The 25,223-nt window shown below is 61.3% G+C and carries 20 protein-coding genes and 1 other RNA gene; 13 read left to right on the top strand and 8 right to left on the bottom strand.

The annotated features are described in order from the left end of the window. Positions 1 to 8: 8 nt before the first annotated feature. Positions 9 to 875 carry a prephenate dehydratase gene (locus ACFWXH_RS16645; protein WP_054311859.1) on the top strand — a complete coding sequence of 289 codons (867 nt, stop codon included), beginning with the start codon at positions 9 to 11 and terminating at the stop codon, positions 873 to 875. Between the two features lie 9 nt (positions 876 to 884). Here ACFWXH_RS16645 and ACFWXH_RS16640 read toward each other — a convergent pair whose 3' ends face one another. From ACFWXH_RS16640 to ACFWXH_RS16630, 3 genes are all read right to left on the bottom strand, one after another. Further along, complete coding sequence (locus tag ACFWXH_RS16640; protein ID WP_379122033.1) at positions 885 to 1,286, bottom strand: RidA family protein; 402 nt, start codon at positions 1,284 to 1,286, stop codon at positions 885 to 887. A 97-nt stretch (positions 1,287 to 1,383) separates the two neighbouring features. Further along, positions 1,384 to 2,331 carry an NAD(+) diphosphatase gene (gene nudC, locus ACFWXH_RS16635; protein ID WP_379122031.1) on the bottom strand — a complete coding sequence of 316 codons (948 nt, stop codon included), beginning with the start codon at positions 2,329 to 2,331 and terminating at the stop codon, positions 1,384 to 1,386. Positions 2,332 to 2,366: 35 nt separating this feature from the next. After that, positions 2,367 to 2,786: an HIT domain-containing protein gene (locus tag ACFWXH_RS16630; protein WP_379122029.1), complete on the bottom strand. Its 420-nt coding sequence runs from the start codon at positions 2,784 to 2,786 to the stop codon at positions 2,367 to 2,369. Positions 2,787 to 2,921: 135 nt separating this feature from the next. Here ACFWXH_RS16630 and ffs point away from each other — a divergent pair. The 6 genes from ffs to ACFWXH_RS16600 all read left to right on the top strand — a co-directional run bounded on the left by ffs (position 2,922) and on the right by ACFWXH_RS16600 (position 8,405). Beyond that, positions 2,922 to 3,018, top strand: an RNA gene (gene ffs, locus ACFWXH_RS16625) — signal recognition particle sRNA small type. A 106-nt stretch (positions 3,019 to 3,124) separates the two neighbouring features. Then, positions 3,125 to 4,933 (top strand): DNA polymerase III subunit gamma/tau, encoded by a 1,809-nt coding sequence (locus ACFWXH_RS16620; RefSeq protein WP_379122027.1) that lies wholly within the window; start codon positions 3,125 to 3,127, stop codon positions 4,931 to 4,933. Positions 4,934 to 4,946: 13 nt separating this feature from the next. Continuing rightward, positions 4,947 to 5,270: a YbaB/EbfC family nucleoid-associated protein gene (locus tag ACFWXH_RS16615; protein ID WP_054311855.1), complete on the top strand. Its 324-nt coding sequence runs from the start codon at positions 4,947 to 4,949 to the stop codon at positions 5,268 to 5,270. A gap of 259 nt (positions 5,271 to 5,529) precedes the next feature. Beyond that, positions 5,530 to 6,405, top strand: coding sequence for a cell wall hydrolase (locus ACFWXH_RS16610; RefSeq protein ID WP_379122025.1), 876 nt, complete (start codon positions 5,530 to 5,532; stop codon positions 6,403 to 6,405). Between the two features lie 108 nt (positions 6,406 to 6,513). Then, the gene (recR, locus tag ACFWXH_RS16605; protein ID WP_054311854.1) at positions 6,514 to 7,119 is read left to right on the top strand and encodes a recombination mediator RecR; all 606 of its coding nucleotides are present in this window, start codon (positions 6,514 to 6,516) and stop codon (positions 7,117 to 7,119) included. Positions 7,120 to 7,142: 23 nt separating this feature from the next. Continuing rightward, positions 7,143 to 8,405, top strand: coding sequence for a lytic murein transglycosylase (locus ACFWXH_RS16600; RefSeq protein WP_379122023.1), 1,263 nt, complete (start codon positions 7,143 to 7,145; stop codon positions 8,403 to 8,405). Between the two features lie 16 nt (positions 8,406 to 8,421). Here the strand turns inward: ACFWXH_RS16600 and ACFWXH_RS16595 are convergent, their stop codons facing one another. Further along, a complete protein-coding gene (locus tag ACFWXH_RS16595; RefSeq protein ID WP_379122021.1) occupies positions 8,422 to 9,423 on the bottom strand; it encodes an LLM class flavin-dependent oxidoreductase in 1,002 nt (333 codons plus the stop codon). Positions 9,424 to 9,724: 301 nt separating this feature from the next. On the opposite strand from ACFWXH_RS16595, the gene ACFWXH_RS16590 reads away from it, so the two are divergent. Continuing rightward, entirely contained in the window at positions 9,725 to 10,153 is a 429-nt protein-coding gene (locus ACFWXH_RS16590) for a DUF6481 family protein (RefSeq protein ID WP_379122019.1), read from the top strand. A 181-nt stretch (positions 10,154 to 10,334) separates the two neighbouring features. Here the strand turns inward: ACFWXH_RS16590 and ACFWXH_RS16585 are convergent, their stop codons facing one another. Further along, the gene (locus tag ACFWXH_RS16585) at positions 10,335 to 11,489 is read right to left on the bottom strand and encodes an NAD(P)/FAD-dependent oxidoreductase (RefSeq protein WP_379122017.1); all 1,155 of its coding nucleotides are present in this window, start codon (positions 11,487 to 11,489) and stop codon (positions 10,335 to 10,337) included. A 209-nt stretch (positions 11,490 to 11,698) separates the two neighbouring features. Continuing rightward, the gene (locus ACFWXH_RS16580) at positions 11,699 to 12,367 is read right to left on the bottom strand and encodes a helix-turn-helix domain-containing protein (RefSeq protein ID WP_244483427.1); all 669 of its coding nucleotides are present in this window, start codon (positions 12,365 to 12,367) and stop codon (positions 11,699 to 11,701) included. Positions 12,368 to 12,420: 53 nt separating this feature from the next. Here ACFWXH_RS16580 and ACFWXH_RS16575 point away from each other — a divergent pair, with 53 nt between their 5' ends. The 4 genes from ACFWXH_RS16575 to ACFWXH_RS16560 all read left to right on the top strand — a co-directional run bounded on the left by ACFWXH_RS16575 (position 12,421) and on the right by ACFWXH_RS16560 (position 21,663). Next, the gene (locus ACFWXH_RS16575; protein WP_379122015.1) at positions 12,421 to 13,245 is read left to right on the top strand and encodes a creatininase family protein; all 825 of its coding nucleotides are present in this window, start codon (positions 12,421 to 12,423) and stop codon (positions 13,243 to 13,245) included. Between the two features lie 90 nt (positions 13,246 to 13,335). Then, positions 13,336 to 14,958 carry an ABC transporter substrate-binding protein gene (locus ACFWXH_RS16570; RefSeq protein WP_379122013.1) on the top strand — a complete coding sequence of 541 codons (1,623 nt, stop codon included), beginning with the start codon at positions 13,336 to 13,338 and terminating at the stop codon, positions 14,956 to 14,958. A gap of 294 nt (positions 14,959 to 15,252) precedes the next feature. Beyond that, a complete protein-coding gene (locus ACFWXH_RS16565) occupies positions 15,253 to 17,028 on the top strand; it encodes an adenylate/guanylate cyclase domain-containing protein (RefSeq protein WP_379122011.1) in 1,776 nt (591 codons plus the stop codon). A gap of 126 nt (positions 17,029 to 17,154) precedes the next feature. Continuing rightward, positions 17,155 to 21,663 (top strand): cytochrome P450, encoded by a 4,509-nt coding sequence (locus ACFWXH_RS16560; protein ID WP_379122009.1) that lies wholly within the window; start codon positions 17,155 to 17,157, stop codon positions 21,661 to 21,663. 131 nt (positions 21,664 to 21,794) lie between these two features. Here ACFWXH_RS16560 and ACFWXH_RS16555 read toward each other — a convergent pair whose 3' ends face one another. Further along, positions 21,795 to 22,475 carry a Crp/Fnr family transcriptional regulator gene (locus ACFWXH_RS16555; RefSeq protein WP_379122007.1) on the bottom strand — a complete coding sequence of 227 codons (681 nt, stop codon included), beginning with the start codon at positions 22,473 to 22,475 and terminating at the stop codon, positions 21,795 to 21,797. A gap of 161 nt (positions 22,476 to 22,636) precedes the next feature. Beyond that, positions 22,637 to 23,341: a response regulator transcription factor gene (locus ACFWXH_RS16550; protein ID WP_379122005.1), complete on the bottom strand. Its 705-nt coding sequence runs from the start codon at positions 23,339 to 23,341 to the stop codon at positions 22,637 to 22,639. Between the two features lie 338 nt (positions 23,342 to 23,679). Here ACFWXH_RS16550 and ACFWXH_RS16545 point away from each other — a divergent pair, with 338 nt between their 5' ends. Continuing rightward, entirely contained in the window at positions 23,680 to 25,119 is a 1,440-nt protein-coding gene (locus ACFWXH_RS16545) for a calcium-binding protein (RefSeq protein WP_379122003.1), read from the top strand. Positions 25,120 to 25,223 lie beyond the last annotated feature (104 nt).

Genomic DNA, 25,223 nt, shown 5'->3' with positions numbered 1-25,223 from the left:
AGCCAAGAATGTCTCCTGCCCCCACCAACCGCATCTCGTTCCAGGGCGAACCGGGCGCCAATTCCGACACTGCCAGCCGCAACATGTTCCCGACGATGGAGCCGTTGCCCTGCCCGACATTCGAGGACGCCTTCAATGCCGTGGAGACTGGCAAGGCCGATCTTGCCATGATCCCGATCGAAAACACGATCGCAGGGCGCGTGGCCGACATCCATCACCTTCTGCCGGAATCCAGGCTGCACATCATCGGCGAATATTTCCTGCCGATCCATTTCCAGCTGATGGTGCTGCCCGGCGTACAGCGCTCCGAAATCAAGACGGTGCACAGCCATATCCATGCACTCGGCCAGTGCCGGAAATATATCCGCAAGAATGGCTGGAAGCCGGTGGTGGCGGGCGATACCGCGGGGTCGGCGAAATTCGTGGCTGCCGAGAAGGATCGCACGATGGCCTCCTTGGCGCCACGGCTCGCGGCCTCGCTCTACGGCCTCGATATCCTGGAAGAAAATGTCGAGGATACCGATTCCAACGTCACCCGTTTCGTCGTGCTGACGAAATCGAAGCAGTGGGTCGAACGCAGCTTGCCCGACACCAAGATGATGACCACTTTCATCTTCCGTGTCCGCAACGTGCCGGCCGCGCTCTATAAAGCGATGGGCGGTTTCGCCACCAACGGCGTCAACATGACCAAGCTGGAGAGTTATCAGCTCGGCGCCTTCACCGCGACGCTGTTCTACGCCGACATCGAGGGCCATCCGGAGGATCCCAGCGTCAAGAACGCGCTCGAGGAATTGCGCTTCTTCTCTAAGGAAGTGCGCATCCTTGGAGTCTATCCGGCCAGCGATTCGCGCGAGCAGTGGAAAGTTGCGGACTAAGACCCGTCATCAGGGAAGGACCGCTTCCGCCTCGATCTCGATCAGCCATTCCGGCAGCGACAGGCCAGTGACGATGAGCCAGGACGAGGGCGGTGGATCGGTCGGGAAATAACGGCGCAAGGCTTCCGCAATCGGCCCCTGGTCATCGCGCGCCGCTTCGGCAATGTAGATGCGCAGCATCACCACATGCGAAAGGTCGCCGCCGGCCTGTTTCAGCAGGTAATCGATGTTGTCGAGCGCCTTGATGGCCTGCGGGCCGAGGCCGCCTTCGACGGTCTTTTCATTTTCATCGACGCCAACCTGCCCCGACAGCAACATCCTGCGTCCGCCTTCGACAACGAGCGCCTGGCTGAAACCATATTGTTGGCTGTCGAAGAGACCGGCTGGATTGAGCGTCTGGCGACGGGTCAAGGAATGCTCCTGACGGAAGGTTGATGGACCGCCACACCCATGATGCGTGGAGCCCGTCATATCGGAGCGACCAGCCGCGATTTCCAGGCCAATGCGCTCAGCCTTCGCTGTCCACCCATGCCTTGATCAGGTGATGCGCGATAGCTCCCGGCGGCGGGGTCATCAGCCCTTCCGGATGACGCCGCTCCAGCATCTGGCGCGTCTCCTCGCGTGAAAACCAGCGGCAGTCCTCAAGCTCGGTGAGATCGGCCTGGATGTCCTCGTTCAGAGCCTCGCCGAAACAGCCTATCATCAGCGAATAGGGAAATGGCCAGGGTTGGCTTGCATGATAGACGACGCGGCCAAGCCGGATTCCGGCCTCCTCCAGGGTCTCACGGCGCACGGCGGCTTCGATCGTTTCGCCGGGCTCGATGAAACCTGCGAGCGAGGAATACATGCCGGGCGCGAAGTGGGGGCCGCGTCCCAGCAGGCATCGTTCGCGCGAGACCGTCAGCATGATTGCGACCGGATCGGTGCGCGGAAAATGATCGGTGCCGCAGGCCGGGCAATGCCGCCGGTAACCGCCGGCGCGCATTTCCGACGGATTTCCGCATTTTGAGCAGAAGCGGTGGCTGGCGTTCCAGGAAAGCAGCGCGGCGCCCTGTGCCAGTGCGCCGAGTGCCGCTTCGTCGATCAGGCCCTGGATGTAGACCGAGCGGTGATCGATGGCCTTGATGGTTTCCGGCAGTGCTTCCGAAGCCATGGCCGCCGGCGCCGCCAGGATCGGTTGGCCGTCGGCGTACCCCAGCAGGATTGCCTCGGAAAGTGTTGTTTCGACGCCCGCGCTTTCAGCCAGATCAAACCAGGGATCGAAGGCGCCGCCGTCCTTGAGTTTCAGATAGAGCCGCCCGTCTCGCATCGGCAGGATTCGCGCGCGCGGGTCTTTCAGCGCGACTTCAACACAATCGTCGGACCGATTCTCGGACTGGCGATCGATGCGGTTGCCGGCGAAGCCGACGAATTGGCTGGGCTCGCGCAATGGCGCGTCGAACAGGCGAAAGGTCATGGGGACTCGGAAGGCTCGGCGGAATTGCCAGCGACTTATAGCGCCGCCTTTATCAGTTCGGCAAACCGGTGGAGATCGGAGCGTTTGTAGGGTTCGCGTGGCCCGTGCCCCCAAACCGGCCCGGGCCAGGCGGGATCGCCTTCGTTGCGGGCAATGACATGGACATGCAGCTGCCGGACAATGTTGCCGAGAGCGGCAGTGTTGATCTTGGTGCAGCCGGTGGCTTCCTTCAGCGCCTGCCCAACCATATTAGCCTCGAAGGTCAGCATGGCCTGGTCGAGCGGGGTAAGGTCGTGCAATTCTTCGATGCCGGGCCGCTGCGGCACCAGGATCAACCAGGGCCAGCGGCAATCATTCATGATGCGCAGTTCGCACAGGCCGAGCCACAGCAATTGTTCGCTGTCTGCCTCCAACCGGGCGTCCAGCGAAAATCCGGCCTTCAGGCCAGGCAGCATCGGCATTCCCCCTGAGATTTGCGGGAAGGCTAAAACGGCGTTGGATTCGTCGCAAGCCCCTCCTTGGTCGGTCTCAATGGCCGATGCAGACTCTCGACCCTTGCATTCTCGTGCCAAATTGCCGATATGGGGGTGGGAGGTTGGTGGTGGACGATCCACTCGCCAACCGGGTCAGGTCCGGAAGGAAGCAGCCCTAACGAGCCCGGAACGGGTCATTGTTCCAGCCTCCCGCCTCTTCGCTCTTCTCCCGCGGTCCTTCTGTCGCGAACAATGACGGCGCGCAGCTCAGCGGGCGAAACCTATGTGCGGAAACAGGCTTCAGGGAGCAGTCAGGGCGGATGAGCGAAGCCGGAAACAATCCCGCACCCGAAAAGGCCTCTGGTGGCTACCGCGTCCTGGCACGCAAATACCGCCCGTCCAACTTCTCCGAATTGATCGGCCAGGAGCCGATGGTCCGCACGCTGACCAACGCCTTTTCCACTGGGCGCGTCGCTCAGGCATGGATGCTGACCGGTGTGCGAGGCGTCGGAAAGACAACCACCGCGCGCATCCTGGCGCGGGCCCTCAACTACAAGACTGCTGAGGTCGATCGCCCTTCCGTCGATCTTTCCGTGCCTGGTGAACACTGTCAGGCGATCATGGAAGGCCGCCATGTCGATGTCATCGAGATGGACGCCGCTTCCCACACGGGTATCGACGACATTCGCGACATCATCGACCGTGTTCGCTACGCGCCCGTATCGGCCCGCTACAAAGTCTATATCATCGACGAGGTGCACATGCTCTCCACGCAGGCCTTCAACGGCCTGCTGAAGACGCTGGAAGAGCCGCCGCCGCATGTGAAATTCATCTTCGCCACCACCGAAATCCGCAAGGTTCCGATCACCGTACTGTCGCGCTGCCAGCGCTTCGACCTGCGCCGTATCGATGCCGCCATGATCAAGGCGGATCTGAAACGCATTGCCGGCCTCGAACAGATCGAGGCCGACGACGATGCCCTGGCCATGGTCGCCCGCGCCGCCGAAGGATCGATGCGTGACGCCCAGTCGATCTTCGATCAGGCCATCGCCCACAGCGCCGGCAATGTCACGGCGGAAGCCGTGCGCGCCATGCTCGGCCTTGCCGACCGCGCCCGCATCGTCGACCTGTTCGAACATCTCATGAAAGGCGACATCGCCTCGGCGCTGCAGGGCCTCAGGGCACTCTACGACGTCGGTGCCGATCCCGCCGCCGTTCTCACCGACCTTGCCGAATTCACCCATCTCGTCACGCGCCTGCGTTTCATACCGGGTGCGGCCGACGATGCGGCGCTGAGCGAAGACGAACGCACGCGCGGCCTCGAGTTCTCGCGCACCCTGTCGGTGCGGGTGCTGTCTCGCAGCTGGCAGATGCTACTCAAGGGCATTCCGGAGGTGCAGAGCTCCAACCGGCCGGTCAGCGCCGCTGAAATGGTGCTGATCAGGCTCGCTCACGCGGCAGACCTGCCCACCCTCGATGAAGCGCTGAAGTCACTGGAGAGTGGGCAACCAGCACCCGGTGCGGCAGTGCGAGCGAATGGCGCCCCCGGCCCCGTTGGTGGAAACACCGGATCCACGGCAACTGCCTCGGTGCGCATGCCGGTTGTGACTGGCGGCGGGCAGACCATGCGTCTGGTCGAGCAGGCTCCAGCCCCGGCCTTCACGCCCGCGCCCGAGCCGGTGCAGGAGCAGCAGTCTGTACCGGTCAAATCGCTGGCCGATATCATTGCCCTTGCCGATCAGAATCGCGACATCGCCTTCAAGGTGCAAATCAAGCGATATGTGCGGCCCGTGCGGTTCGAACCAGGCCGTATCGATGTGGCGCTGACCGACGATGCGCCGAAGATGCTGCTCAACGACATGACGTCGAAGTTGCGCGCCTGGACCGGCCGCAGTTGGCTGGTGTCGTTGTCGAAGGAAGAAGGCGGCCAGACGCTGGCCGAGGTCGAGACGACGCGGCGCGAGAATGCGTTTTCCGACGCTCGTGCCGATCCTACAGTGGCCGCCATTCTCGCCCGCTTTCCCGGCGCGAAGATTATCGACGTGCGCATTCCCGATTCTCCAGCTGCCGATAATGAAGATGCCGACCTGCCGGTAGAGCCGGCAGGAGACGACGACACCGATATTTGAGAAGGATCAGACCATGAAAGATCTGCTCGGCCTGATGGGCAAGGCGAAGGAAATGCAGGCCAAGTTCCAGTCCATGCAGGAGGAGATCGCCAATCTCGAAGCCACTGGCCAGGCGGGTGGCGGGCTGGTCAATGTGACGCTGACCGGCAAGTTCGAGATGAAGGTACTGAAGATCGATCCGTCGCTGTTCAAGGAAGACGAGGTTGAAATCCTCGAAGACCTCATTCTGGCGGCTCACAACGACGCCAAGGTCAAGGTCGAACAGATCATGCAGGAAAAAACCAAGGCTTTGACTGCCGGCCTGCCTTTGCCGCCCGGCATGAAGCTGCCGTTTTGATTTAAGGGAATAAGTAGTTCGAACAAGAGCAAGAGAAGATCCTGAGAATATCTGGGAAGCTTCTCTTGCTCCTTTTTTGTTACAGAATGAAATATTGCGTTATAGCGTGGGATTAACCACTCGGTAACGACTTCCTTAAATCCACGAATTGTTCACCTTGTTCGGCAAAGTAAGGCTTTAGCCATCTTTTTGCCCGAAAGTGTCTCATTCTTGCCGCATAATCTGGGGACAAGGCGGCTGCAAGAATGAGGGACGTTTGTTGATCGCCACACGTTGGAAAAAGCTGATCGCCCTGGGGACGGTTGTCCTGGGCCCGCTCTTCCTGGCTGCCTGCAGCCAGACAACCGGCAGTCACGGCCTGTCCGTCGCCAAGCTTTCCGATTCGGCTGCTCCCAGCTCCAAGGTCCGTGGCTACCGCTACACCAGCCGCGACAAGGAATGCCTGGCGCGCGCGATGTTCTTCGAATCCAATCGTTCGAGCCGTGATGGCATGGTCGCCGTCGGCACCGTGGTCATGAACCGCCTGCGCTCCGGCAAATATGGCGACAGCATTTGCGGCGTCGTCGGTCAACGCGGCCAGTTCGCGCCCGGTGTCATGACCCGCCGCATGAACTCCAAGGCCTTGCCAGATGTCGTGGAGGCCGCAGAGGCGGTACTCAAGGGCGAGCGTTCGACCAAGGCGAAGAACTCGATGTTCTTCCACACGGCAGGCCTGAAGTTCCCATACAAGAACATGCACTACGTGCTGGTCGCCGGCGGCAATGCCTTCTACGAGAAGCGCGGCCGCAACTGGAAGCCGCTGCCGGACGAGAATCCGACCATGATTGCCGCGGCGACGCCGGCTGCTCCCGCTGAGACCGTTGCCGTCGCTTCGGCTGCCACGGTTCCAACGGCGGCCTTTGCTTCCACAAAGCCGGCGGCGGCCAAGGCAGCCGCGCCTGTGATGGTGGCGTCGGCCGAACCAGCCCCGTTGCCGGTGATCACGGCTTCGGCGGTCCCCAGCGAAAGGCCCCAGCCCGTTCTGGCCTCGGTCACCACGTCCGAACCTCAACCGGTAATGTCGTTCCAGTCGACGCCGGAAAACACGGATGCCATCGGCGCCCTTATCGTGTCGGAAAGCCGCCCGTTGCAGTGATTCGCCTTGCGGCCTTAATTCGAGGCCGCAAAGCCCAGACCGCATGCGTCCGAATCCGCGCGCGGTTGCTCAGTTCCAAAACGGCCGAAAAAATCCTAAATCGGTGCGATGTCCAAGCGAATCGCCGGTCCGGAAATCGAACGCCTGATCCAGCTTCTGGCCAAGGTGCCGGGGCTGGGGCCGCGTTCTGCACGTCGTGCGGCGCTGCATCTCATCAAGAAGAAGGATCAGCTCCTGGCGCCACTGGCCAATGCCATGGGCGAGGCCGTCGAGAAGGTGCGCATCTGCTCGACCTGCGGCAACGTCGACACCGCTGATCCTTGCATGATCTGCACCGATCCTCGCCGCGACGATGCCGTGCTGATCGTTGTCGAAGACGTTTCGGACCTTTGGGCATTGGAACGGGCGGCCGCCATGAATGTCCGCTACCATGTGCTCGGCGGCACGCTGTCGCCGCTCGACGGCATCGGTCCCGATCAGTTGAACATCCGCTCACTTGTCGATCGCGTTGCTGCCGGTGCGGTCAAGGAAATCATTCTCGCGGTCAACGCCACGGTCGAGGGGCAAACCACGGCGCATTATCTCACCGATCAGCTCTCCAGCTTCGACGTGAAGGTAACGAGACTGGCGCATGGCGTGCCGGTCGGCGGAGAGCTCGACTATCTCGACGAGGGCACGCTGGCCGCCGCGTTAAAGTCGCGCACGACATTTTGAAACGAGGTTTCGAGGAAGACTGGATGGATCGCTTCTCTGGCCGCTTCCTGTTCTCTTTGTTGAAGCGCCTGCTTCTGCTCGTCACTCTTGTAGCGGGTTTTGAAGGCCCCGTTTCCGCTGCACCCGTCGACGATCAGTTCCGTGTCTGGCTGCAGAACGATCTCTGGCCCGAAGCCAAGGCGAAAGGGATCTCGCAAGCAACTTTCAACGCTGCTTTCGAGGGTGTGAGACCCAACCTCAAGCTGCCCGATCTTGTGTTGCCGGGCGAAAAACCGAAGACGCCGAAGAAACAGCACCAGGCGGAGTTCGGCTCTCCCGGTGCCTACTTTGTCGAAAAGATCGTTGCGGCGGTTTCGAATGGCGGACGCGCCCGGGCGGCCAAATACGCCGCGACGCTGCGCCAGATCGAAAAACGCTATGGCGTGCCGGGTTCCGTCGTGTTGGCGATCTGGGGCCGGGAAAGCGGCTTCGGCGCGGCCAGGATGCCGTACGATGCTTTCGAGGTGCTGGGCACCAAGGCGTTCCTGGCAACGCGCAAGGACATGTTCCGTGAAGAGCTGCTGGCGGCGCTGGAAATCGTACAGCGCGGCCTGGCCCCGGTTGGCGCCATGAAGTCCTCCTGGGCCGGAGCGCTCGGCCAGCCGCAGTTCATGCCGACGTCCTTCCTGAAACATGCGGTCGACTTCGACGGCGACGGCAAGACCGACATCTGGAACTCGGTGCCGGACGTCATGGGATCGATCGCCAACTATCTGGTCCACTATGGCTGGGTGAAAGGGCGCGGCTGGGGTTACGAGGTCACTGCTCCCGAGGCGGTTTCGTGCTCGCTGGAGGGGCCGGATCGCGGCAAGCCCATCTCAGCCTGGGGCAAGCTTGGCGTCAGCCGTGTCGATGGCAAGCCGTTCCCATCCGGTGAGAGCACCGCCAAAGCTTTCCTGATGATGCCGGCTGGGCGCCATGGTCCGGCATTCCTGGTTACGCCGAACTTCTATGTGCTGAAGGAGTACAACACCTCCGACCTCTATGCGCTGTTCATCGGCCTGGGCGCCGACCGCATCGCGCGCGGCGACCATCGCTTTTCGGCTGACTGGGGTGAAGTCGGCGGACTCTACAGGTCGGACATAGCTGCTTTGCAGCGGGTGCTTGAAAAGAAGGGCTATGACGTCGGCAGCGCCGACGGCCTTCCGGGGTTCAAGACGCGGCGTTCGATCGGCGAATGGCAGGCCAAGAATGGCCGCCCTGCCACTTGCTATCCCGATGCAGAGTTGGTGCGGGCGGTGAAATAACGCATCCGAACGGCCGTCACGCAGCCTTCGACAGGTCGCGATGGATGTCGGCAAGCATCTCGAAGGAGCGCACGCGGGCTGCATGGTCGAAGACCTGCGCGGTCACCATCAGCTCATCGGCGCCAGTGCGTGCGATGAAGGCTTCGACACCTTGCTTCACCGTTTCCTGCGAACCGACCACGGCACAGGACAGTGCCTGGTTCAGCATGGTGCGCGCGACGGGATCGAGATCGTGGTCATAATTTTCGACCGGTGCCGGCAGCCGGCCCGGCCGACCACTGCGCAAGTTCACGAAGGCCTGCTGCAGCGACGTGAACAGCAGCCGTGCCTCCGCATCGGTCGGTGCTGCAATCACGTTGAGGCCGAGCATGACGCGTGGCTTGTCGAGATGCTGTGACGGCTCAAATCGCGTGCGATAGACCTCGAGCGCATGGTCGAGCTCCGCCGGTGCGAAATGCGAGGCAAACGCGTAGGGCAGGCCGAGCATGGCGGCGAGTTGCGCGCCGTAAAGACTGGAGCCAAGGATCCAAACCGGCACGTCTTCGCCCTCGCCGGGTACCGCGCGGATGCGCTGGCCCTCATCCGCCGGTTCGAAATAAGCCATCAGTTCGACGACGTCGCGCGGGAAGTTGTCGACGCTGGCATCGAGGTTTCGGCGCAGCGCTCGTGCCGTCATCATGTCGGTGCCGGGTGCGCGGCCGAGACCGAGATCGATGCGGCCGGGATGCAGGGCAGCCAGCGTGCCGAACTGTTCGGCGATCACCAGTGGCGCGTGATTGGGCAGCATGATGCCGCCGGCGCCGACACGAATGGTCCTGGTGCCGGCCGCGACATGGGCGATGACGACGGCGGTGGCGGCGCTGGCGATGCCCGGCATGTTGTGATGTTCGGCCAGCCAATAGCGTTTATAGCCCAGCCGTTCGGCATGGCGGGCAAGATCCAGCGTATTGGCCAGCGACTGCCCAGGCGTGCTGCCTTCGCCAACGGGTGAGAGGTCGAGAACGGAAAGATCGGTCATAAGCGTGTCCCGCTGGCTGGTCGGACCGCATATAGGGCGAGGTTCGCAAAGCGCCAAATCAAGACATTGGGCCAGTTGCTATCGCGTTGGTGCGAAATCGGTTTCGCTTTTCCAAAAGCACGATGCGCAGATTCGAAGTGTTAGGGCGTCTTTTGCACGTCCGCGTAGACGCGCGGCGCTCTAATATGTCGTTGCGCTGCAACATACGCGTTCTATTCATGGCTGGCATACCGAATTGGTGCTTGATCTCTGCTTTCGCGCGCGTATGTAAGCCCCGCACATGGATTTCAGGGAACTGGACTTGGCTATCTACAGGGAAAAAGACATTTTCGAGCGGCGCAATGCCGCGAACGAGGCAAAGAAGGCGCTCCTGGAGCGCTTCAAGGCAAAACCGGCAGCAGACGATCCGGCAGTGCTGGCCCGCCAGGCAGAACGCAAGGCGATCCTGGAAGCACGCGCTATCCGTGAAGCCGAAAAGGCTCGGCTGAAGCAGGAACGCCTGGCACGTGAAGCCGCCGAGAAGGCGGAGCGTGAGGCCGCGGCGGAAGCAGCAAGGCTCGAGGCCGAAGCGAAGGCGCGCGAGGAAGCGGCATTGCGCGAGGCGGATGAGAACGAACGCATCGCTCGTGTTCTGGCCGATGAGGCCGAGCGCAAGGCAAAGCGGGATGCCCGCTACGCGGCGCGTAAGCAACGCGTTGGCCGCACCCCACCGGGTTTCTCGGCACGCTGATCGTTTAGTGCATGACCTCTGAAAATCGAAATCGATTTTCAGAGGTCATGTGCCTAACCGCGTCCAGAAGGACGCGCGGCGCTCCAGGCGGTAGAAAAAGAATAGCCCGCTCCACGCGAGATGAAGCGGGCTTTTTGCATGTGCCGCGAAGCGGTACGTAGCCGGATTGGTTCCGGTCTTGCTATCCGTTGAGCCGTGTCGGGCTGAGCATGGCGCTGTCGAGCCCGAAATCTGCGATGCGTGCCGGCAGCGGCTGGCCGCTCACCAGGGCAGCGCAGGCCTCACCCATGGCGGCGGATGTCTGGATGCCATAACCGCCCTGCGCGACCAGCCAGAACAGGCCCGGCACCTTTGTGTCAAAGCCGCCGACCAGATCTCCGTCGCCGACAAAGGAACGCAACCCTGCCCACACGCGGCTCGGGCGGCCCACGGAAAGCGTCGTCAATTCCTCGATGCGGTGGATACCGAGCGCGATGTCTTCCATTTCGGGCTGAACGTCCTGCGGCGGCATCAGATCGGCATTGGCCGGCGAGCCGAGCAGGAGGCCGGCATCGGGCTTGATGTAACAGCTCTCGTCGGCGGTGATGAACATCGGCCAGCGGGTCACCTCGAGACCGGCTGGCGGGTTGAAGACAAAGGCGGTACGCCGGCGTGGTTCCAACCCGATCTGTCTGGCGCCGAACAGGGTACCGATTTCGTCGCCCCAGGCGCCAGCCGCGTTGATCACGATCGGCGCGCTGTATTCCTTGCCTGAAGCGACAACGCGCCAGTCGGCGCCTATTCGCTCGGCGGCGGTCACCTCAGCGTTGCCGATCACGGTGCTCCCGGCACGTTTCAGCCCGCGCAGATAGCCCTGATGCAGGGCATGCACGTCGATGTCCTCGGCATTCGGATTGTACACGGCGCCAACGACGCTTTCCGGCCGCAGCACCGGGATCCAGGCCTTGGCGCCTTCGAAATCGAGCCGTTCGCCGGAAAGGCCGATCGAGCGGACCGCTTCCTGATGTTCCTCAAGAAGGTGCTCCTGTTCCGTGGAAGCCACGACGAGCATGCCGCGCGGCGTCAGGATCGGATGTTCCGCGAAGCCCGCGGGCGGCGTTTCGAGAAAGGCGCGGCTCGCCGCAGCCAAGGCACGTACCTGACGCGTGCCATAGGTTTCGCTGAACAGCGCGGCGGAGCGACCGGTCGAATGGTAGCCAGGCTGGCTTTCGCGTTCCAGCAGAACCGTCTTCAGATGCGGCGCCAGCCAGTAGCCGACGGAAGCGCCGGCAATGCCGCCGCCGATGATCAACACATCGGCTTTCACCGGCTCTTGTTCGGCCTCTTGCGTCGTCATCGTCGCGGTCCTTCGGTACCGGCGGTCGCCAGTCAGGAGAGTCGTTTCCTATACGCTAAGCATTTTCAAAATTTGAAAACCACGTCAAGCGCTGGTCCGGCGCGCGACAGCGAAAATCGACATCGATTTTCGAAAAGAAAAGGCGGCATCCGCCGCCCGTCATGCGCCTATTCAAGGTGTTGGAGCCTCCTGAGCGGACGCGCGGCGCTCTAATGATCCAGCATCTCGATCAGTGCGGACTGGAAGTCCGGCTGCGCGCTCGAGCAGACTGCGAGCACCAGCCCATCGCTTTCACCGACGGCGAGATAGGCGTGCCCCATGGTGCTGTCGATGTAGATGCTCTCGCCCTTCTCGAGGCGAACCGGCGCATAGTGCTCGGTATGCACTTCGATGGGACCTTCGAGCACATAGAGGAATTCTTCGCCGGAATGCTTGATGAGGGGACCGAACGCTTCCAGCGAGCGGGTGGTGATGCGCGTCAGCACCGGCACCATGCGTTTCTTGGTGATGTCCGTGCTGAGGTAGAGGTAGTCGTAATTCTGGGTTTTCTGCTGCAGTCCATCGCCGTGAAGATTGACGGAGCGCCGGGTCAGCAGATGGCCTGGAGTTTCCGGTTCGGCCACCAGTTCGGCCATCGACAGGCCCAACCCCTCGCCGATCTGGAGAAGCTTGTCGTAGGAGAGCGACATCTGGTCGTTTTCAACCTTGGACAGGGTCGAGATCGCCACGCCGGTCTTGCTGCTGACATCGCTCAGCTTCCAGCCATGTTTCTGGCGCAGTGCCTTGAGGTTCGATCCGAGTTTCGGGTGCTTGGCCATCAGTCCCCAATCGTTGGTCCAGTTCGACGGTGAGACGATAGCCGTTGACAATATCGGCAACAAGGAAAATCATTTAGCGGATCGGAAAACGAAATTCTACCGAGGAGGAAATCATGGCTCGGGAAGTCGAATGGGCGCGCATGACGGCGCCGGAACTGCGCGCGATCGCCGAGCGCGGCAATGCACTGGCCATCCTGCCGGTCGGTTCGTTGGAGCAGCATGGCCCGCATCTGCCTGTGATCACCGACACGGCAAGTGCTGCGGCTGCCGCCGTGCGCGGCGCGCGGCTGGTTTCCGACGACGTGCCGCTTGCCGTCCTGCCTGGCCTCTGGCTGGGCATGAGCGAGCATCATCTGCCGTTCGGCGGCACGATCACGCTGGATTATGCCGCCTACCACGGCGTGCTGCGCTCGGTCGTGCGTTCACTCAAGGCGATCGGCTTCACTCGCCTGCTCATCGTCAATGGCCACGGCGGCAATGTCGACCCGCTGGCCGTCGCGGTGCGCGAACTGGCGGTGGAGTTCGACATGCCGATCGTGGCGACGACGCCATGGTTCCTGGCGCAGGAGGAAACCTCGGCGCTGTTTGAATCCGACGATGGCCCGAAACATGCCTGCGAGGGCGAAGCGTCCGTCATGCTGGCGATCGCCGGCGATATCGTCAAAACCCACAAGTTCAAGGATGCCGAGGCCCTGCAGGCAGGCCAGAACGAAGCGCCGCATGGCGCATCGCGTTTCTACTCCTTCTCGGAGCGCGCGCCGCAGACCGGTACCTGGGGCTTCCCCAGCAAGGGCACTGCCGAAAAGGGTGAGAAATTCCTGGCGCTGCATGCCCGCGAAGTCGCCAAACTCATCACGTCGGACATTCTCTGGACCAGACCGGATGCGGTCTGGCGCGCTGGTCGTGGTCTGGAGACCACGGCCGGCAGGGCCGACTGATCACAGTCTGGTGGCGGCTCTTCGAATGGGCCGCCATCGCGCGATTGCCAACAATCAAGAACGCCAATAACCGAGAAAAAGGGGAAGATCATGACTGTTCCGCAGCGCGGCCGCCTGGCCGCAAGGCTCGCCGCAGGCGTTGCCGTCGCCCTCCTGTCCGGTCTTTTTGCCAGCCAGGCACTGGCCAAGGGCCTTGTCTATTGTTCGGAAAGCGCGCCCGAGGGGTTCGATCCGGCGCTCTATTCCACCAACTCTACCTGGGATGCCTCATCCAAGCCGATCTACAGCCGCCTGGTCGAATTCGAACAGGGCACCACCAACGTGGTCCCGGGCCTGGCCGAAAGCTGGACGATCTCGGATGACAAGCTCGAATACACGTTCAAGCTGCGCAAGGGCGTGAAGTTCCAGACCACCGACTATTTCACGCCGACCCGCGAGCTGACCGCCGATGATGTGATCTTCTCACTGGATCGCCAGCGCCTCAAGGACGATCCGTGGTACGGCTATATTGCCGGCTCGAGCTGGGAAATCTTCGAAGGCATGGAGATGCAGAACCTCATCAAGGACGTCGTCAAGGTCGACGACAACACAGTGAAGATCGCGCTGAACCAGCCCTCCGCTTCGCTGCTTGCCATGCTTGCGATGGACTTTGGTTCCGTTCTGTCGAAGGAATATGCCGACAAGCTCATCGCCGCGGGCACAAAGGAAAAACTCAACCAGCAACCGGTGGGCACCGGTCCCTTCCGCTTTGTCGACTACCAGCAGGATGCCGTCATCCGGTTCCAGGCCAATCCCGACTATTTCGGCGAGAAGCCGAAGCTCGACGAACTCGTTTTCGCCATTACGGTCGATCCGACCGCACGCATGCAGCGCCTGCGGGCGGGAGAATGCCAGATGGCGCCTTATCCGGCGCCCGCCGACATCGCCGATCTCAAGGCCGACCCCAATCTCACGGTGATGGAAAAGCCGGGGTTGAACGTGGCCTATCTCGCCTACAACACATTGATGCCGCCTTTCGACAAGGCCGAGGTACGCCGTGCGCTCAACATGGCGATGAACAAGCAGGCGATCATCGACGCCATCTTCCAGGGTACCGGCCAGGTCGCCAAGAACCCGTTGCCGCCAGGCATGTGGGGTTACAACGATGCCGTGGCCGACGACAAATACGATCCTGAAGCCGCCAGGAAGATGCTGGATGCGGCCGGTGTGAAAGATCTCAAGATGAAGATCTGGGCCATGCCGGTCAGCCGTCCCTACATGCCGAATGCGCAGCGGACCGCAGAGCTGATCCAGGCCGATTTCGCCAAGGTCGGGGTCACGGTCGAGATCGTTTCCTACGAGTGGGGCGAGTATGTGAAGCGCGCCCGCGACAAGAACCGCGACGGCGCCATCATTCTCGGCGCAACCAGCGACAACGGCGATCCCGACAATCTGATCAGCTACTTCTTCGCCTGTTCAGGTGTCGGTGGCGCGAATTTCGCCAACTGGTGCTATCAGCCGGTCGAGGAGCTGATGCAAAAGGCTCGCGTCACCTCCGATCAGGCCGAGCGCACCAAGATGTATGATGAGCTGCAGGTCCTGTTCAAAGAACAGGCGCCCTGGGCCACACTCGACCATTCGACCGTATCGCTGCCGATGTCGAAGAAAGTAACGGGCTATGTCATGGATCCGCTCGGCTCGCATCGCTTCGAAAGCGTCGACGTCGCCGAGTAAGTTCCGGAACGCTCCGCGGCGATTTTCTTCGCGGGGCGTTTCATTTATCGAAATTCAGCAGCCCGGCACTGACCTTGAACGAATTTCCGAGGCGGGCCCGGGGGGTTGTTTGTACTCTAATGATTTGCGGGTGCCCAAATCCATGCTAGCGTTGCCCTTGGCTTTGCCCAAGCGGGGACAATGGCGAAGTACTTCTAATCGTTCTGCGGTTCAAAGTATCTGCCATCGGCCTTGAGACAGCCGGTCCAGGCTTGTGTCGGCCTGACGGCTTTAGAGGTTTTGAGATCAACATGAATGGTTGATCAGCAGGTGATCCGGCAGCTTTCCACCATCTGCGCCATCGACGCGGTCGGCTTCTCACGCCTGATGAACGAAAATCAGGAAACAGCCGTCAAAATCTTCCACGAACGGCGAAATCTGATCGCCGAAACGGTCAGTGAGTTCGGCGGCCGCATTTTCGGGGCGGCGGGCGACAGCCTGATGGCGGAGTTCGGCAGCCCGGTGGAAGCGTTGCGATCGATGCTGGAAGCCCAGCTTCGCCTCGACAAGCTCAATGCAAACGTCACGGAAAAGCTGCGCATGCCGTTCCGTATCGGCGTGGCGACAGGCGTGGTCATCCAGAGCGAAGATGGGACCTTTGGCGATTGTGTGAACATATCGGCGCGGCTGCAGGAATTCTCGCCGCCGGGCGGTGTCGCCATCACCGGTACGACGCACGAACATATCAGTGGAAGGTTTTCGGTCGAGTTCACCGATCTCGGCCCGATGCAACTCAAGAACATAGCCCTGCCGGTCAGGATCCTGGTCACCGCTCCTGCTTCAGGTCAAACGAAGTCTCTAGCATTCGCGGCGGTTCGCTCATCCATCGTCCAGCCAGCCAATGCCGATGCCAAAGACCATCAGCCGGCCATCGCAGTGTTGCCGTTTCAAAACAGCAGTCCCGATCGGTCGACGGACTATCTGGCGGACGGCATCGTCGACGACATCATCCACGGACTTGCAGCAACGCGTTCCCTCCCGGTTATCGCGCGCGATTCCAGCTTCCAGTTCCGCGACCAGTGGCTGGGGACTGCCGCGATCGGCAATCTCCTGGGCGCCCGCTATCTGGTGACGGGTTCCGTTGCCAGCTTCGACAAACGCATTCGGTTGAGCGCATCGCTCACCGACAGCAGCAACGGCCGTGTCGTCTGGTCCGGCCGGTTCGAGCGCGGACTCGAGGAGCTCATCCAGCTCCAGGACGATCTGGGTGGGGAAATCGTGTCTACCCTCGAGCGCGAGGTCGACCGCGTCGAGCAAGTGCGCACCTTCCAAATTCCATGGGAACGGTTGCAGACCTGGCAACTGGTGCGGCGTGGCCGCTGGCATATGCAACGGCGTACGCGTGCGGATATGGATGCCGCGCTTAAGCTGTTCCAGCAGGCTTACGACGAAGATCCCAATTCGAGCACCGTGCTCAGCGAATTGGCATGGTGGTATCTGTGGCGCGGCTGGCTCAACCGTGGCGAGCCCGGTGACCTTGCGCGCGTTGCCGATCTTTCCCAGCGGGCGCTGCTCGTGGACAGTCAGGACGCCCGCCCCTATGCATTCCTGGGCTCCATTGAAGTCCTGAAGCGACGACCGCTGGTCGCACTGGATTTCCTGCAACAGGCGCTTCACTACAATCCGAGTTTCGTTCTGGCCTATCAGGCCATGGGCAGCGCGCGGCTCATGGCGTCGCGTCCGCAGGAAGCGATCACCGTGCTCAAGCGGGCCGACCGCCTGTCCCCTTTCGAGAACTATCGGTTTCATACGCTTGGGGAGCTGACGGCGGCGTATACGCTGATGGAAGATTGGCCCGCCGTCATCACGACCGCCGAGCGCTCGCTGTCTTTTGCCCAGGACTATTTCTATCCGCGCTTCCTCAAGGTCGGGGCGCTCGTCCGGAGTGGACAGATCGAGGCGGCGCATGCCGAACGTGAACTGTTCGAGGCCAGGCATCCGAGATTCAACCGCAGCTGGATCGACTGGATTCCCTTTGCGGACGGCTCCATCAACCAGCGCCTGCTCGACAATTTCGACGCCGCCGGCTGAGCCCTGTGGAGGCCGGAGCCTATGTCGCTCCGCACGGCGGGAATGTGAAGAGGTTCACTTACCCGGCGCAAGCCGAACCATAGCATAGCCGGCATTTCTCTGCGCCTTCCTGGGGGGATCGTCAGAATGGGCTTCTCGACCAAATATTATGACGGGGTGTTGAAGGGACAGGTTGAATTGCCGTTCGGCGAGGAAGCGCCTCCTTTCGACCGCGAACGGTTGCGCAAGACGACCTTTACGGGACGGATATTCACCTGGGCTTTCGAGCATCCCGATTGGTGGCTTGGGTTCTTCCGGCGCTTCTTTCCGCGCGTGCGCTGGGGCAAAGTCGTCTTTCTCACACGCTTCGAGGATGTACGCGAGGTTCTCGAGCGTCAGGATGAATTCGAAACGCCTTATGGCCGCGAGCTGCGTGAATTTTCCGGTGGATTCGATTTTCTTCTCAGCCTGAAGGACGGGAAACTCTATCGCGAACAGAAGTCCGTGGTGCTCAGCGCCTTTCCCCCAGAGGAGGTGGACACCCGGGTGCGCAAAATCGCGGTCGAACGTTCGCGGGAGATCGTGAACCACGCCGGTGAGAAGTTCGATGCCGCCAGCGAATTGATGCGCATCGTTCCGGTCCTCATCTGCCGCGATTATTATGGACTGGATATTGAGGATCCGCGACAATTCGGCGACTGGGCCATCTCCATCAACCAGATCCTGTTCGGAGATTGGGGCGCCGACGCGGTCACGCGCGAGCTGGCTGTGGCGGGTGCTGCGAGCCTCTTCGCGACAATCGATCGTTCCATCACCATCGCCGAAGACGCGATCAAGCTCGGCGATGAGGTCGACACGCCTCTCGGGCGGCTCGTCCGCATGGCGCAATCCGACAAGGATAATCCGTTCAAGCGGGTCATGGAGATCGTGCACGAAACCAATCCGCAGGCGACGGACCGCGAGGTGGTGCGCTCGATCATGGTCGGCATGGTGGTCGGCTTCGCGCCCACGAACCTGCTTGGCGGCATCAACTGCCTGGACGCGGTGCTGAACCGGCCGGAGATTTTCGACTACATCAAGACGGCCATAAAGGACAAGGACAACACGCGCCTGGACAAAGCGATCCTGGAGGCCATGCGCTTCAAGCCGCACTGGATCTGGCCCTGGCGTTATGCCAGCGAAGCCAAGACGATCGGTGTCAAGCGGGGCCGCCCCTACAGCATCCCCGCCGGGGTCACCGTCCTTCCCGCCACACGCTCGGCGATGTTCGACGAATCCGTCGTCAACGACCCCTGGGCGTTCAATCCGGACCGCAGCCTGAGCGAGAACATGGTCTTCGGCGTCGGCATCCATCGCTGCATTGGTGCAGCGATTGCCAGCGTACAGATTGCCGAAGCCTTTCGCGCCCTGTTTGAAAAGCCGGGCTTTCGGCGTGCGCGCGGCAAGGAGGGCAAGCTGACACGTCTTGGCCCCTACCCGGACAGGCTCATGGTGGAATTCGACGTCCCGGCTAAAAATCGCCTCACCGAACAGTCGCTGGTCACGGTGTGTGCGAGGGTGCAGGCCGGTGTCGATCAAAAGCAGTTGCAAAAGGATGTCGACGGCCTCGGAAATCCGGCGGGTGGCGCGATCAGGGCGGATCTCGACAAGGCCGGAACCATCCACTTTGCCAGCCTTTCCCTCATCCCGACCGGCGATTCAAGGAAGCCTGTGGGCGAGGACTTCTATCTTTTGCTCGAATTGTCGGGTGACGGCACCAGACAGCAAGTCATAAAGGCTTTCTCCGATGCCGTGCACGGCCATTTCGTGCCGCTCTTCGAACGCTATGCGGCAGACCCGCTCAAGGGAACATTTGAAGCGTTCTTGCTGAAGCATACTGTCGACGTATCGGCCCGTTACGGCAGCATGGCGGGGCTCGTATTCAGCGGCACGCCCGGCCATTCGGTCGCGCGCATCAAGGCCGAACAGGAACTGGTAGAAAAAGTCGCCGAAATCGTCGAAGCCAATACCTGGCTCAAGCAGGACCTCACAGCGCTTATAAGCACGAAAGCGCAGATTCCAGGCAATTTGTCGGCGGCGGAGATCCTGGCGAAGGTCCGGCAAGACCTTCCTTCTGATTTCAACTGGGTTTTCGCCCCCGCAGACAGCATGCTTGAAAAGCCGGGCGGTACCCTCTTGCAGGCATTGCGCCATATCGTCTTCAACTTGCGAACGGCCATTCCACTGGCTGTCATCGTCGGCATCTTCACGTGGCTGACCTATATGATGCAATTCGATACCAGCGGCGGCTGGTTCCGCACACTGGCGCGTATCGGCGATTCCTTCATTCTGGCGGTGATCGGGCTGACCATCACGGCAGGCGCGTTGTTTGCAGCAGTCGCTTTCTGGCTGCGCAGCATCGAGCGCAAGGAAGAAGTCAGCAGCGCGGGCATCAAGCTCGACACGCTCACGAAGTTGCAGGTGAACGAAGATGCCCTGGGGTACCGACAGAACCACATGACGGCAGTCTCGGTGATGAAGCCTGGATTGTTGCGATGGTTTTTGCTCGGCTTTTCGTTCTACGTGATTTCCATCACGGCCAGATGGGCTTTCCGGCCAGGGCACCTTGGCGACACCGGACAGATCCATTTCGCGCGTTGGGTCAGGATTCCCGGCACCGACCGGCTGGTGTTCCTCAGCAACTACGGTGGCAGCTGGGAAAGCTATCTCGAGGATTTCGTCACCAAGGCTTCTGCCGGCCTCACCGCCATCTGGAGCAACACCAAGGGTTTTCCACGCTCGCGCTTTCTGTTCCTCGACGGCAGCCGCGATGGTGACCGTTTCAAGCGCTGGGCGCGAGCCGAACAGATCCCGACCTCCTTCTGGTATTCCGCCTATCCCAAACTGAACACGACGCTGATCCGCAAGAATTCGCAGATACGGCAAGGGCTTCACAGTGCGCGCGCGAGCGAAGCACGTGACTGGCTGAGCCTGTTCACCTCGTTGCCCCGGCAGGAGGGCATGAAGCAGTCGTCACTTGGCAAACTTCTCTATCAGTCCGATGACACCGCCGTCGAAAGCCTGGAAAGCGGCGAGATTCAATCACTGATTTTCGGCCCGCTCGGCAGCCTCCCCTCTGCCAGGATGTTCGCTTTCGAAATCGATGAAAAGAACTCCACCACCGAGCAGCGCCTCCAGGTGCTCGAATATCTCGTGCGCCACACGAGTTTCGGTGACACCAAGCCGGGGGGAAAGGCTATGTTCTGCGTGTTCGGCCCGAATGGTCTGAAGAGGCTCGGTTTGACCAGCAGCCCCGGGAGCGATCCGCTTGCCAGCTTCCCGATGACCTTTCGGCAGGGCATGGCCAATGAATATCGCAGCCGCATCCTGGACGACCAAGGCGATAGCGCGCCCGAGAAATGGTGGTGGGGTTCCAGGGAAACGCCGGTCGACCTTGCCATCCTCTGCTATGCCGATTGCGAGGAAACGCTGAACGGAATGGCCCTGGAGATCGCCAACCTGGCCAGGTCGGCGGGCCTCATCGACAGGGCGACCATTGCGCTCCGGATCGGTCGCGACGGGCCCGGATGCCCGGTCAAGCTTCCGCCCGCGAAATCGGCGGGATCGCAGCGTTCGAAACAGGTCGTTTCCTCACCGGCCTATGGCGAGGACGAACGGCCATTGGCGCGGGAGCATTTCGGTTTCGTCGACGGCGTGTCCCAGCCGGTCATCAAGGGTACAAGGCGCCGGCGGAACCACAATTCGAGCCCGATCCACCAGATCGCCGCCGGCGAATTCCTTTTCGGCTACCGCGACGAATACGGCTACTATCCTCCCAGCCCGACGACGCCTTCCGAGTTCGACCTCGAGGGGCGCCTGCTTGCGATCGATGCCGATGGCAAGCCGGTCAATGGCAGAAGCATCGTGCATGATTTCGGCCGCAACGGCTCCTTCGTCGTCATTCGGCAGCTTGCGCAGGATGTCGAAGGTTTCAACACCTACTGCCGGGCGGAGGCGGATAATCTGCGCGCCAGTGGCCTGGCCGCATACCGGGCCGTCGATGCCGATTGGGTCGGGGCTCGCATCGTGGGGCGCTGGAAGGACGGCTCTTCACTTATTCGCAATCCCGACGGGCCTGGCCGCGAGCTCGACAACCAGTTCACCTATGGCGCGGAAGATCCGCAAGGGCTGCATTGCCCGCTGGGCGCGCATATCAGGCGCTCAAATCCGCGCGATTCGCTCGGCACCGATATCGATACCCAGATCAGAATCTCGAAGCGCCACCGCATCCTGCGGGTTGGACGCAGCTATACCCTGGACACCGGTGACAAGCCGGAAAAAGGCCTGGTGTTCATCTGCTTCAACGCCAGCTTTGAAAGGCAGTATGAGTTCATCCAGCAAACCTGGATGTCGGCGCAGAATTTCCAGGGACTGCGCGGCGAGAAGGACCCTTTGATCGGCAATCAGCAGATCGATGTGAACGGCAGCGCGGGTCGTTTCACCATCCCTCGTTGGGAAGGAGGGATCGAACTGACCAACCTGCCTTCCTTTGTCACCACGCGTGGTGGTGGTTACTTCTTCATGCCGAGCCGGGCGGCGCTGCAATATCTCAAGTCGCGCCTGGCTCCACGGGACAGGACGGCCGGCCGAGGGCGTGGCACGGATTTGGCGCTCTGAGCGGCCTGCCTTTCCGGGCAGGCCACCGACCGGGTTTGTCGGCCACCACCTTCGGCCTGTTACGCCCCTGCGATGGGGCAACTCTTCCAGTATCTGGTTGGAGAATCGTCTGCGCGTTTGCGAACGCGGCGTCAGTCGGAGCTGACACGCCGCAACCGAGCCGCGTCATTCACCTTGACGTGGCCGCGTTTGGTGGCGATCAAGCCGCGGCCGCGCCAATCGTTGAGAAGTTTGTTGACGGACTCCCGTGTCGCGCCAAGCGTCTGGGCGAGTTCCGATTGCGAGATCGCGATCCAGCCGGAGGCATCGGAAAGCCGTTCGCTCAAATGCAGCAGGCGCTTGGCAAGCCTGGCCTCTATGGCAAGGAAGGTGTGGTCGCCCAGTTCTTCGCTGATCCATCGCAACCGCTTGCACAGGAGTTCGATGATGGCCCGGCCGAGCAGTGGATCCCTGTCTATGCGGTCGAGCATCTGTTTGCGCGTCAGCGATACGATTGAGCATTCCGACCTGCAGATAGCGGTCGCTGTTCTGACGCCCCCGTCCAGCACTCCGATTTCACCGATCAGGCTCGGCGGGAATTGCAGGTTGGCGACCAGCTTGTCGCCTTCGGCGGAGAAGATCGAGATCTCGACGGATCCTGCTAGCAGACCGTAGACGCGATCGGATGGATCATCCTGGAGAAAGAGCAGCCGCCCCGCGGCGTATCTTTCGGGCTTGGCATCGCCGAACATCCTGTCCAGCAGGTCGCGATCATAGTGGGCGAATTTCGCCAGCGTGTGTTTTGGTTCCTGGTCCAGACTGGTCATCAACATCGGTGCCCCCGAGCGTGATCTCAGTTCAAGTGAGATTCTGTTTTCGTTTATTGTCCAGTTTCGCTGATCATTTCGTCCGCGAGAAAGTCTACGCGCGGCGGCACGGCTTGGATAGCGGGCTGCAAGCGTATTTGTCGTCTCGCGGTGCGCGGCTTTGCCGCCTATGCCATCGCCGGCTCCGGTCCGCCCGCGGCCAGATCGCCTTTCATCAAGGCCATGATCGCCACCTGGGTGCGGTTTGTTGCACCGAGCTTGCTCATGATCTGGCGGACATGGACCTTGACGGTCGATTCCTGCATGTCGAGCTCGCGTGCGATCAGCTTGTTGGACTTACCCGAGCGAAGCCGGTCGAGAACCTGGCTCTGGCGTGGCGTTAGCTGGCTGTTGCCTGTCGTCGCGCTCGGATGATAACGGGCGCGGTCTCTGCCATCCGCAATTTCCAGCAGGGCCTCGCGAGGGAAATACGCGCCGCCGTTCATGATGAAGGCGAGGGCCTGGTGAACCACGGCCAGCGGCGTGGTGGTTGAAATGAAGGCCTGGAAGCCGAAACTTACAGCGCCGACAGCTTCGTCGGCTTCCGTTCGGTCGGAAAGAATGGCGCATGGCGTTGTCGGGAACTGGTCCCGCACGGCGCGCAGCATCGTTCGCGTCTGCAGATCGTGCAGCGATGAGCCGCCTACGTTTAAAACAATAAGAGAAACGATGGTGCCTGATTGAGAATAGAAACCGAGATTTTCCGGTTCTATCGCATGGGCCGACTTGCCCAGAGGGCTGACCCATTCGTTGATCAAAGTCGTGATACCGGCGCATCTCAGCGCCAGAGTATCCACTACCAGCACAACCGCCTTTTGTGCATCCCCAGTCATTTTGGTCTCCTTGGTTTGTGGGCGCTTGCCTGTGCGCCGCGAGAACCCTCTTCCCGTATCGGTTTCACCCAGTGGTATCGCAATGAGGACGTCTCCGATGTGAGGCGCTTCACATGCAAAGGGAGCTCATCGAAAGTGTGACTGATGGACGAGCAGACACATTCGCCTGGTCTTCCAAGGTTTGCCCACGGAATTGAAGGACCTGCCTTGGACGCACCATCCACTCCAAGGACGCACCGCCGAAAGGCGTAGTGCCGCAATCAAGGCGATCAGCGTTATGAAACCATTCTCGGTGCCGCCGCACGGGCTATGCTTGTCGTGGAATGGAGGAGCTTGCCATGGGCGCGTCGAATTCAAGCAGAAGCCACCAGCAGCACGGCTGCGGCAACCACCCGTCGCAGACCGTGCAGGTGAAGACGGTCACGGCGCAGAGCGCAATCGGCGTCTCTGCACAGGTGAGCGCCGATGCCTTCGGGCAAGGTACGTTCGCCAACACGCAGGTCCATCTGACGACCATCGACCGTGGTCTCGCATCCTTCGCCATCGCAGCGGTTGGTGCTGAAGCGGCTGCACAGACCTCTGGCGATCAATCTCCGTTCGCCATGGCTTCTGCCGTGGTCACAATGGCCAACGCCGATATTTCAGTCACCAACAGCAGGACCGTCACCGGCTCGGACATGCACGGAACAAGCCAGCAAACGGTCGTATCGGCCATCGGCGCCAGCTTTGCTTTCGAAACCGGTCTGGCTCCGGCTCATCAGGTCAATGACGATGCAGTTGAAGCCTGCCGATCGGATGTCGGATCCTTGCAAGGCAATCTGGCGACCTTCGATGCGAATGTGACCGCCCAGGGCGAGAACAGCGTCGTCGATGTTCAGGCTGACGCGATCGCGCTGGAGGAGCAATATTCTTCGAGCGTCGTGTCCGCCACTTCGGCAATCGACGCCGAGGTCACCTATACAGAATATGTCGGCACCGGATGGGACGATACCATCGTGACGGGTAATGGCGACTCGCTGGTGCGGGGAGACCGTGGCGACGACGTCATCCGCGCCGGCGATGGCGACGACTGGCTGTTCGGCGGCAAGGGTGACGACAGGATCAGCGGTGGCGGCGGCAGCGACACCGCCTTTGGCGGCGAGGGTCGCGACAACCTCGGTGGCGGCGACGGCGACGATTGGCTGTTCGGCGGTGATGGCAAAGACACCTTGTCCGGCGACGCCGGCGACGATCTGGTTGTCGGTGGTGACGGCAACGACCTGATTGCAGGCGGCATCGGCGATGATCTGCTCGATGGTGGCGACGGCCGCGACACCATTTCGGGCGGCGCCGGAAACGACGTCTTCCGCTTGGCTTCCGGCGACGGCGATGACCTCATGACGGGAGGTGCCGGCGCCGACACCTATCTGATCGTTGGCGCGTCCGACGACGATACCATCACCGATTTCTCGGTCGCAGGCGGTGACCGCCTTGCCATCGAAGGTCTCGACACATTGCTTGGCGCCGGATCGAGAGCCGTTTCGATGGAGCGCGATCGAGGCGACCGGGACGACCTTGTCGTAACCATGCGCCTGGATGGCGAACGCTCGACACTCACGCTGGACGAATTCTTCTCCAACAATCACGAGTTCGGTTCGATGCCGACGCGGGGCGCCTTCACGCCGCAGCAAACGGCCATGATCATGCATGCCATCGCTGTGGACGCCGATACGAATCCGGCGTCGGCGGATGCGCAACTCATCTTTCAGCTGGGTGATCTGCTGGCCGTCTTTGGCTGAATATCGGACGTATAATTACTTTTTGGCGCCCACCCTAACTAGGGTGGGCGTTTATTTGCGTTTCAATTGTATGATTGTATCAGGTGTATCGAAAGTATTACTCT

This window comes from Mesorhizobium sp. NPDC059054, assembly GCF_042739215.1.
Classification (GTDB): Bacteria; Pseudomonadota; Alphaproteobacteria; order Rhizobiales; family Rhizobiaceae; genus Mesorhizobium.
Note: the sequence above shows the minus strand (reverse complement) of the source record. Positions and strands in the feature narration are given on the sequence as shown.

Bases quoted from the DNA above. Each gene is read 5' to 3' on its own strand.
- ACFWXH_RS16630 (WP_379122029.1), bottom strand. From the start codon at position 2,786: ATGCTGCCTGGCCTGAAGGCCGGATTTTCGCTGGACGCCCGGTTGGAG.
- ACFWXH_RS16615 (WP_054311855.1), top strand. From the start codon at position 4,947: ATGAAAGATCTGCTCGGCCTGATGGGCAAGGCGAAGGAAATGCAGGCC.
- nudC (WP_379122031.1), bottom strand. From the start codon at position 2,331: ATGACCTTTCGCCTGTTCGACGCGCCATTGCGCGAGCCCAGCCAATTC.
- ACFWXH_RS16600 (WP_379122023.1), top strand. From the start codon at position 7,143: ATGGATCGCTTCTCTGGCCGCTTCCTGTTCTCTTTGTTGAAGCGCCTG.
- ACFWXH_RS16575 (WP_379122015.1), top strand. From the start codon at position 12,421: ATGGCTCGGGAAGTCGAATGGGCGCGCATGACGGCGCCGGAACTGCGC.
- ACFWXH_RS16645 (WP_054311859.1), top strand. From the start codon at position 9: ATGTCTCCTGCCCCCACCAACCGCATCTCGTTCCAGGGCGAACCGGGC.
- ACFWXH_RS16550 (WP_379122005.1), bottom strand. From the start codon at position 23,341: ATGACTGGGGATGCACAAAAGGCGGTTGTGCTGGTAGTGGATACTCTG.
- ACFWXH_RS16560 (WP_379122009.1), top strand. From the start codon at position 17,155: ATGGGCTTCTCGACCAAATATTATGACGGGGTGTTGAAGGGACAGGTT.
- ACFWXH_RS16570 (WP_379122013.1), top strand. From the start codon at position 13,336: ATGACTGTTCCGCAGCGCGGCCGCCTGGCCGCAAGGCTCGCCGCAGGC.
- ACFWXH_RS16585 (WP_379122017.1), bottom strand. From the start codon at position 11,489: ATGACGACGCAAGAGGCCGAACAAGAGCCGGTGAAAGCCGATGTGTTG.
- ACFWXH_RS16620 (WP_379122027.1), top strand. From the start codon at position 3,125: ATGAGCGAAGCCGGAAACAATCCCGCACCCGAAAAGGCCTCTGGTGGC.
- ACFWXH_RS16595 (WP_379122021.1), bottom strand. From the start codon at position 9,423: ATGACCGATCTTTCCGTTCTCGACCTCTCACCCGTTGGCGAAGGCAGC.
- recR (WP_054311854.1), top strand. From the start codon at position 6,514: ATGTCCAAGCGAATCGCCGGTCCGGAAATCGAACGCCTGATCCAGCTT.
- ACFWXH_RS16565 (WP_379122011.1), top strand. From the start codon at position 15,253: ATGGTTGATCAGCAGGTGATCCGGCAGCTTTCCACCATCTGCGCCATC.
- ACFWXH_RS16545 (WP_379122003.1), top strand. From the start codon at position 23,680: ATGGGCGCGTCGAATTCAAGCAGAAGCCACCAGCAGCACGGCTGCGGC.
- ACFWXH_RS16555 (WP_379122007.1), bottom strand. From the start codon at position 22,475: ATGTTGATGACCAGTCTGGACCAGGAACCAAAACACACGCTGGCGAAA.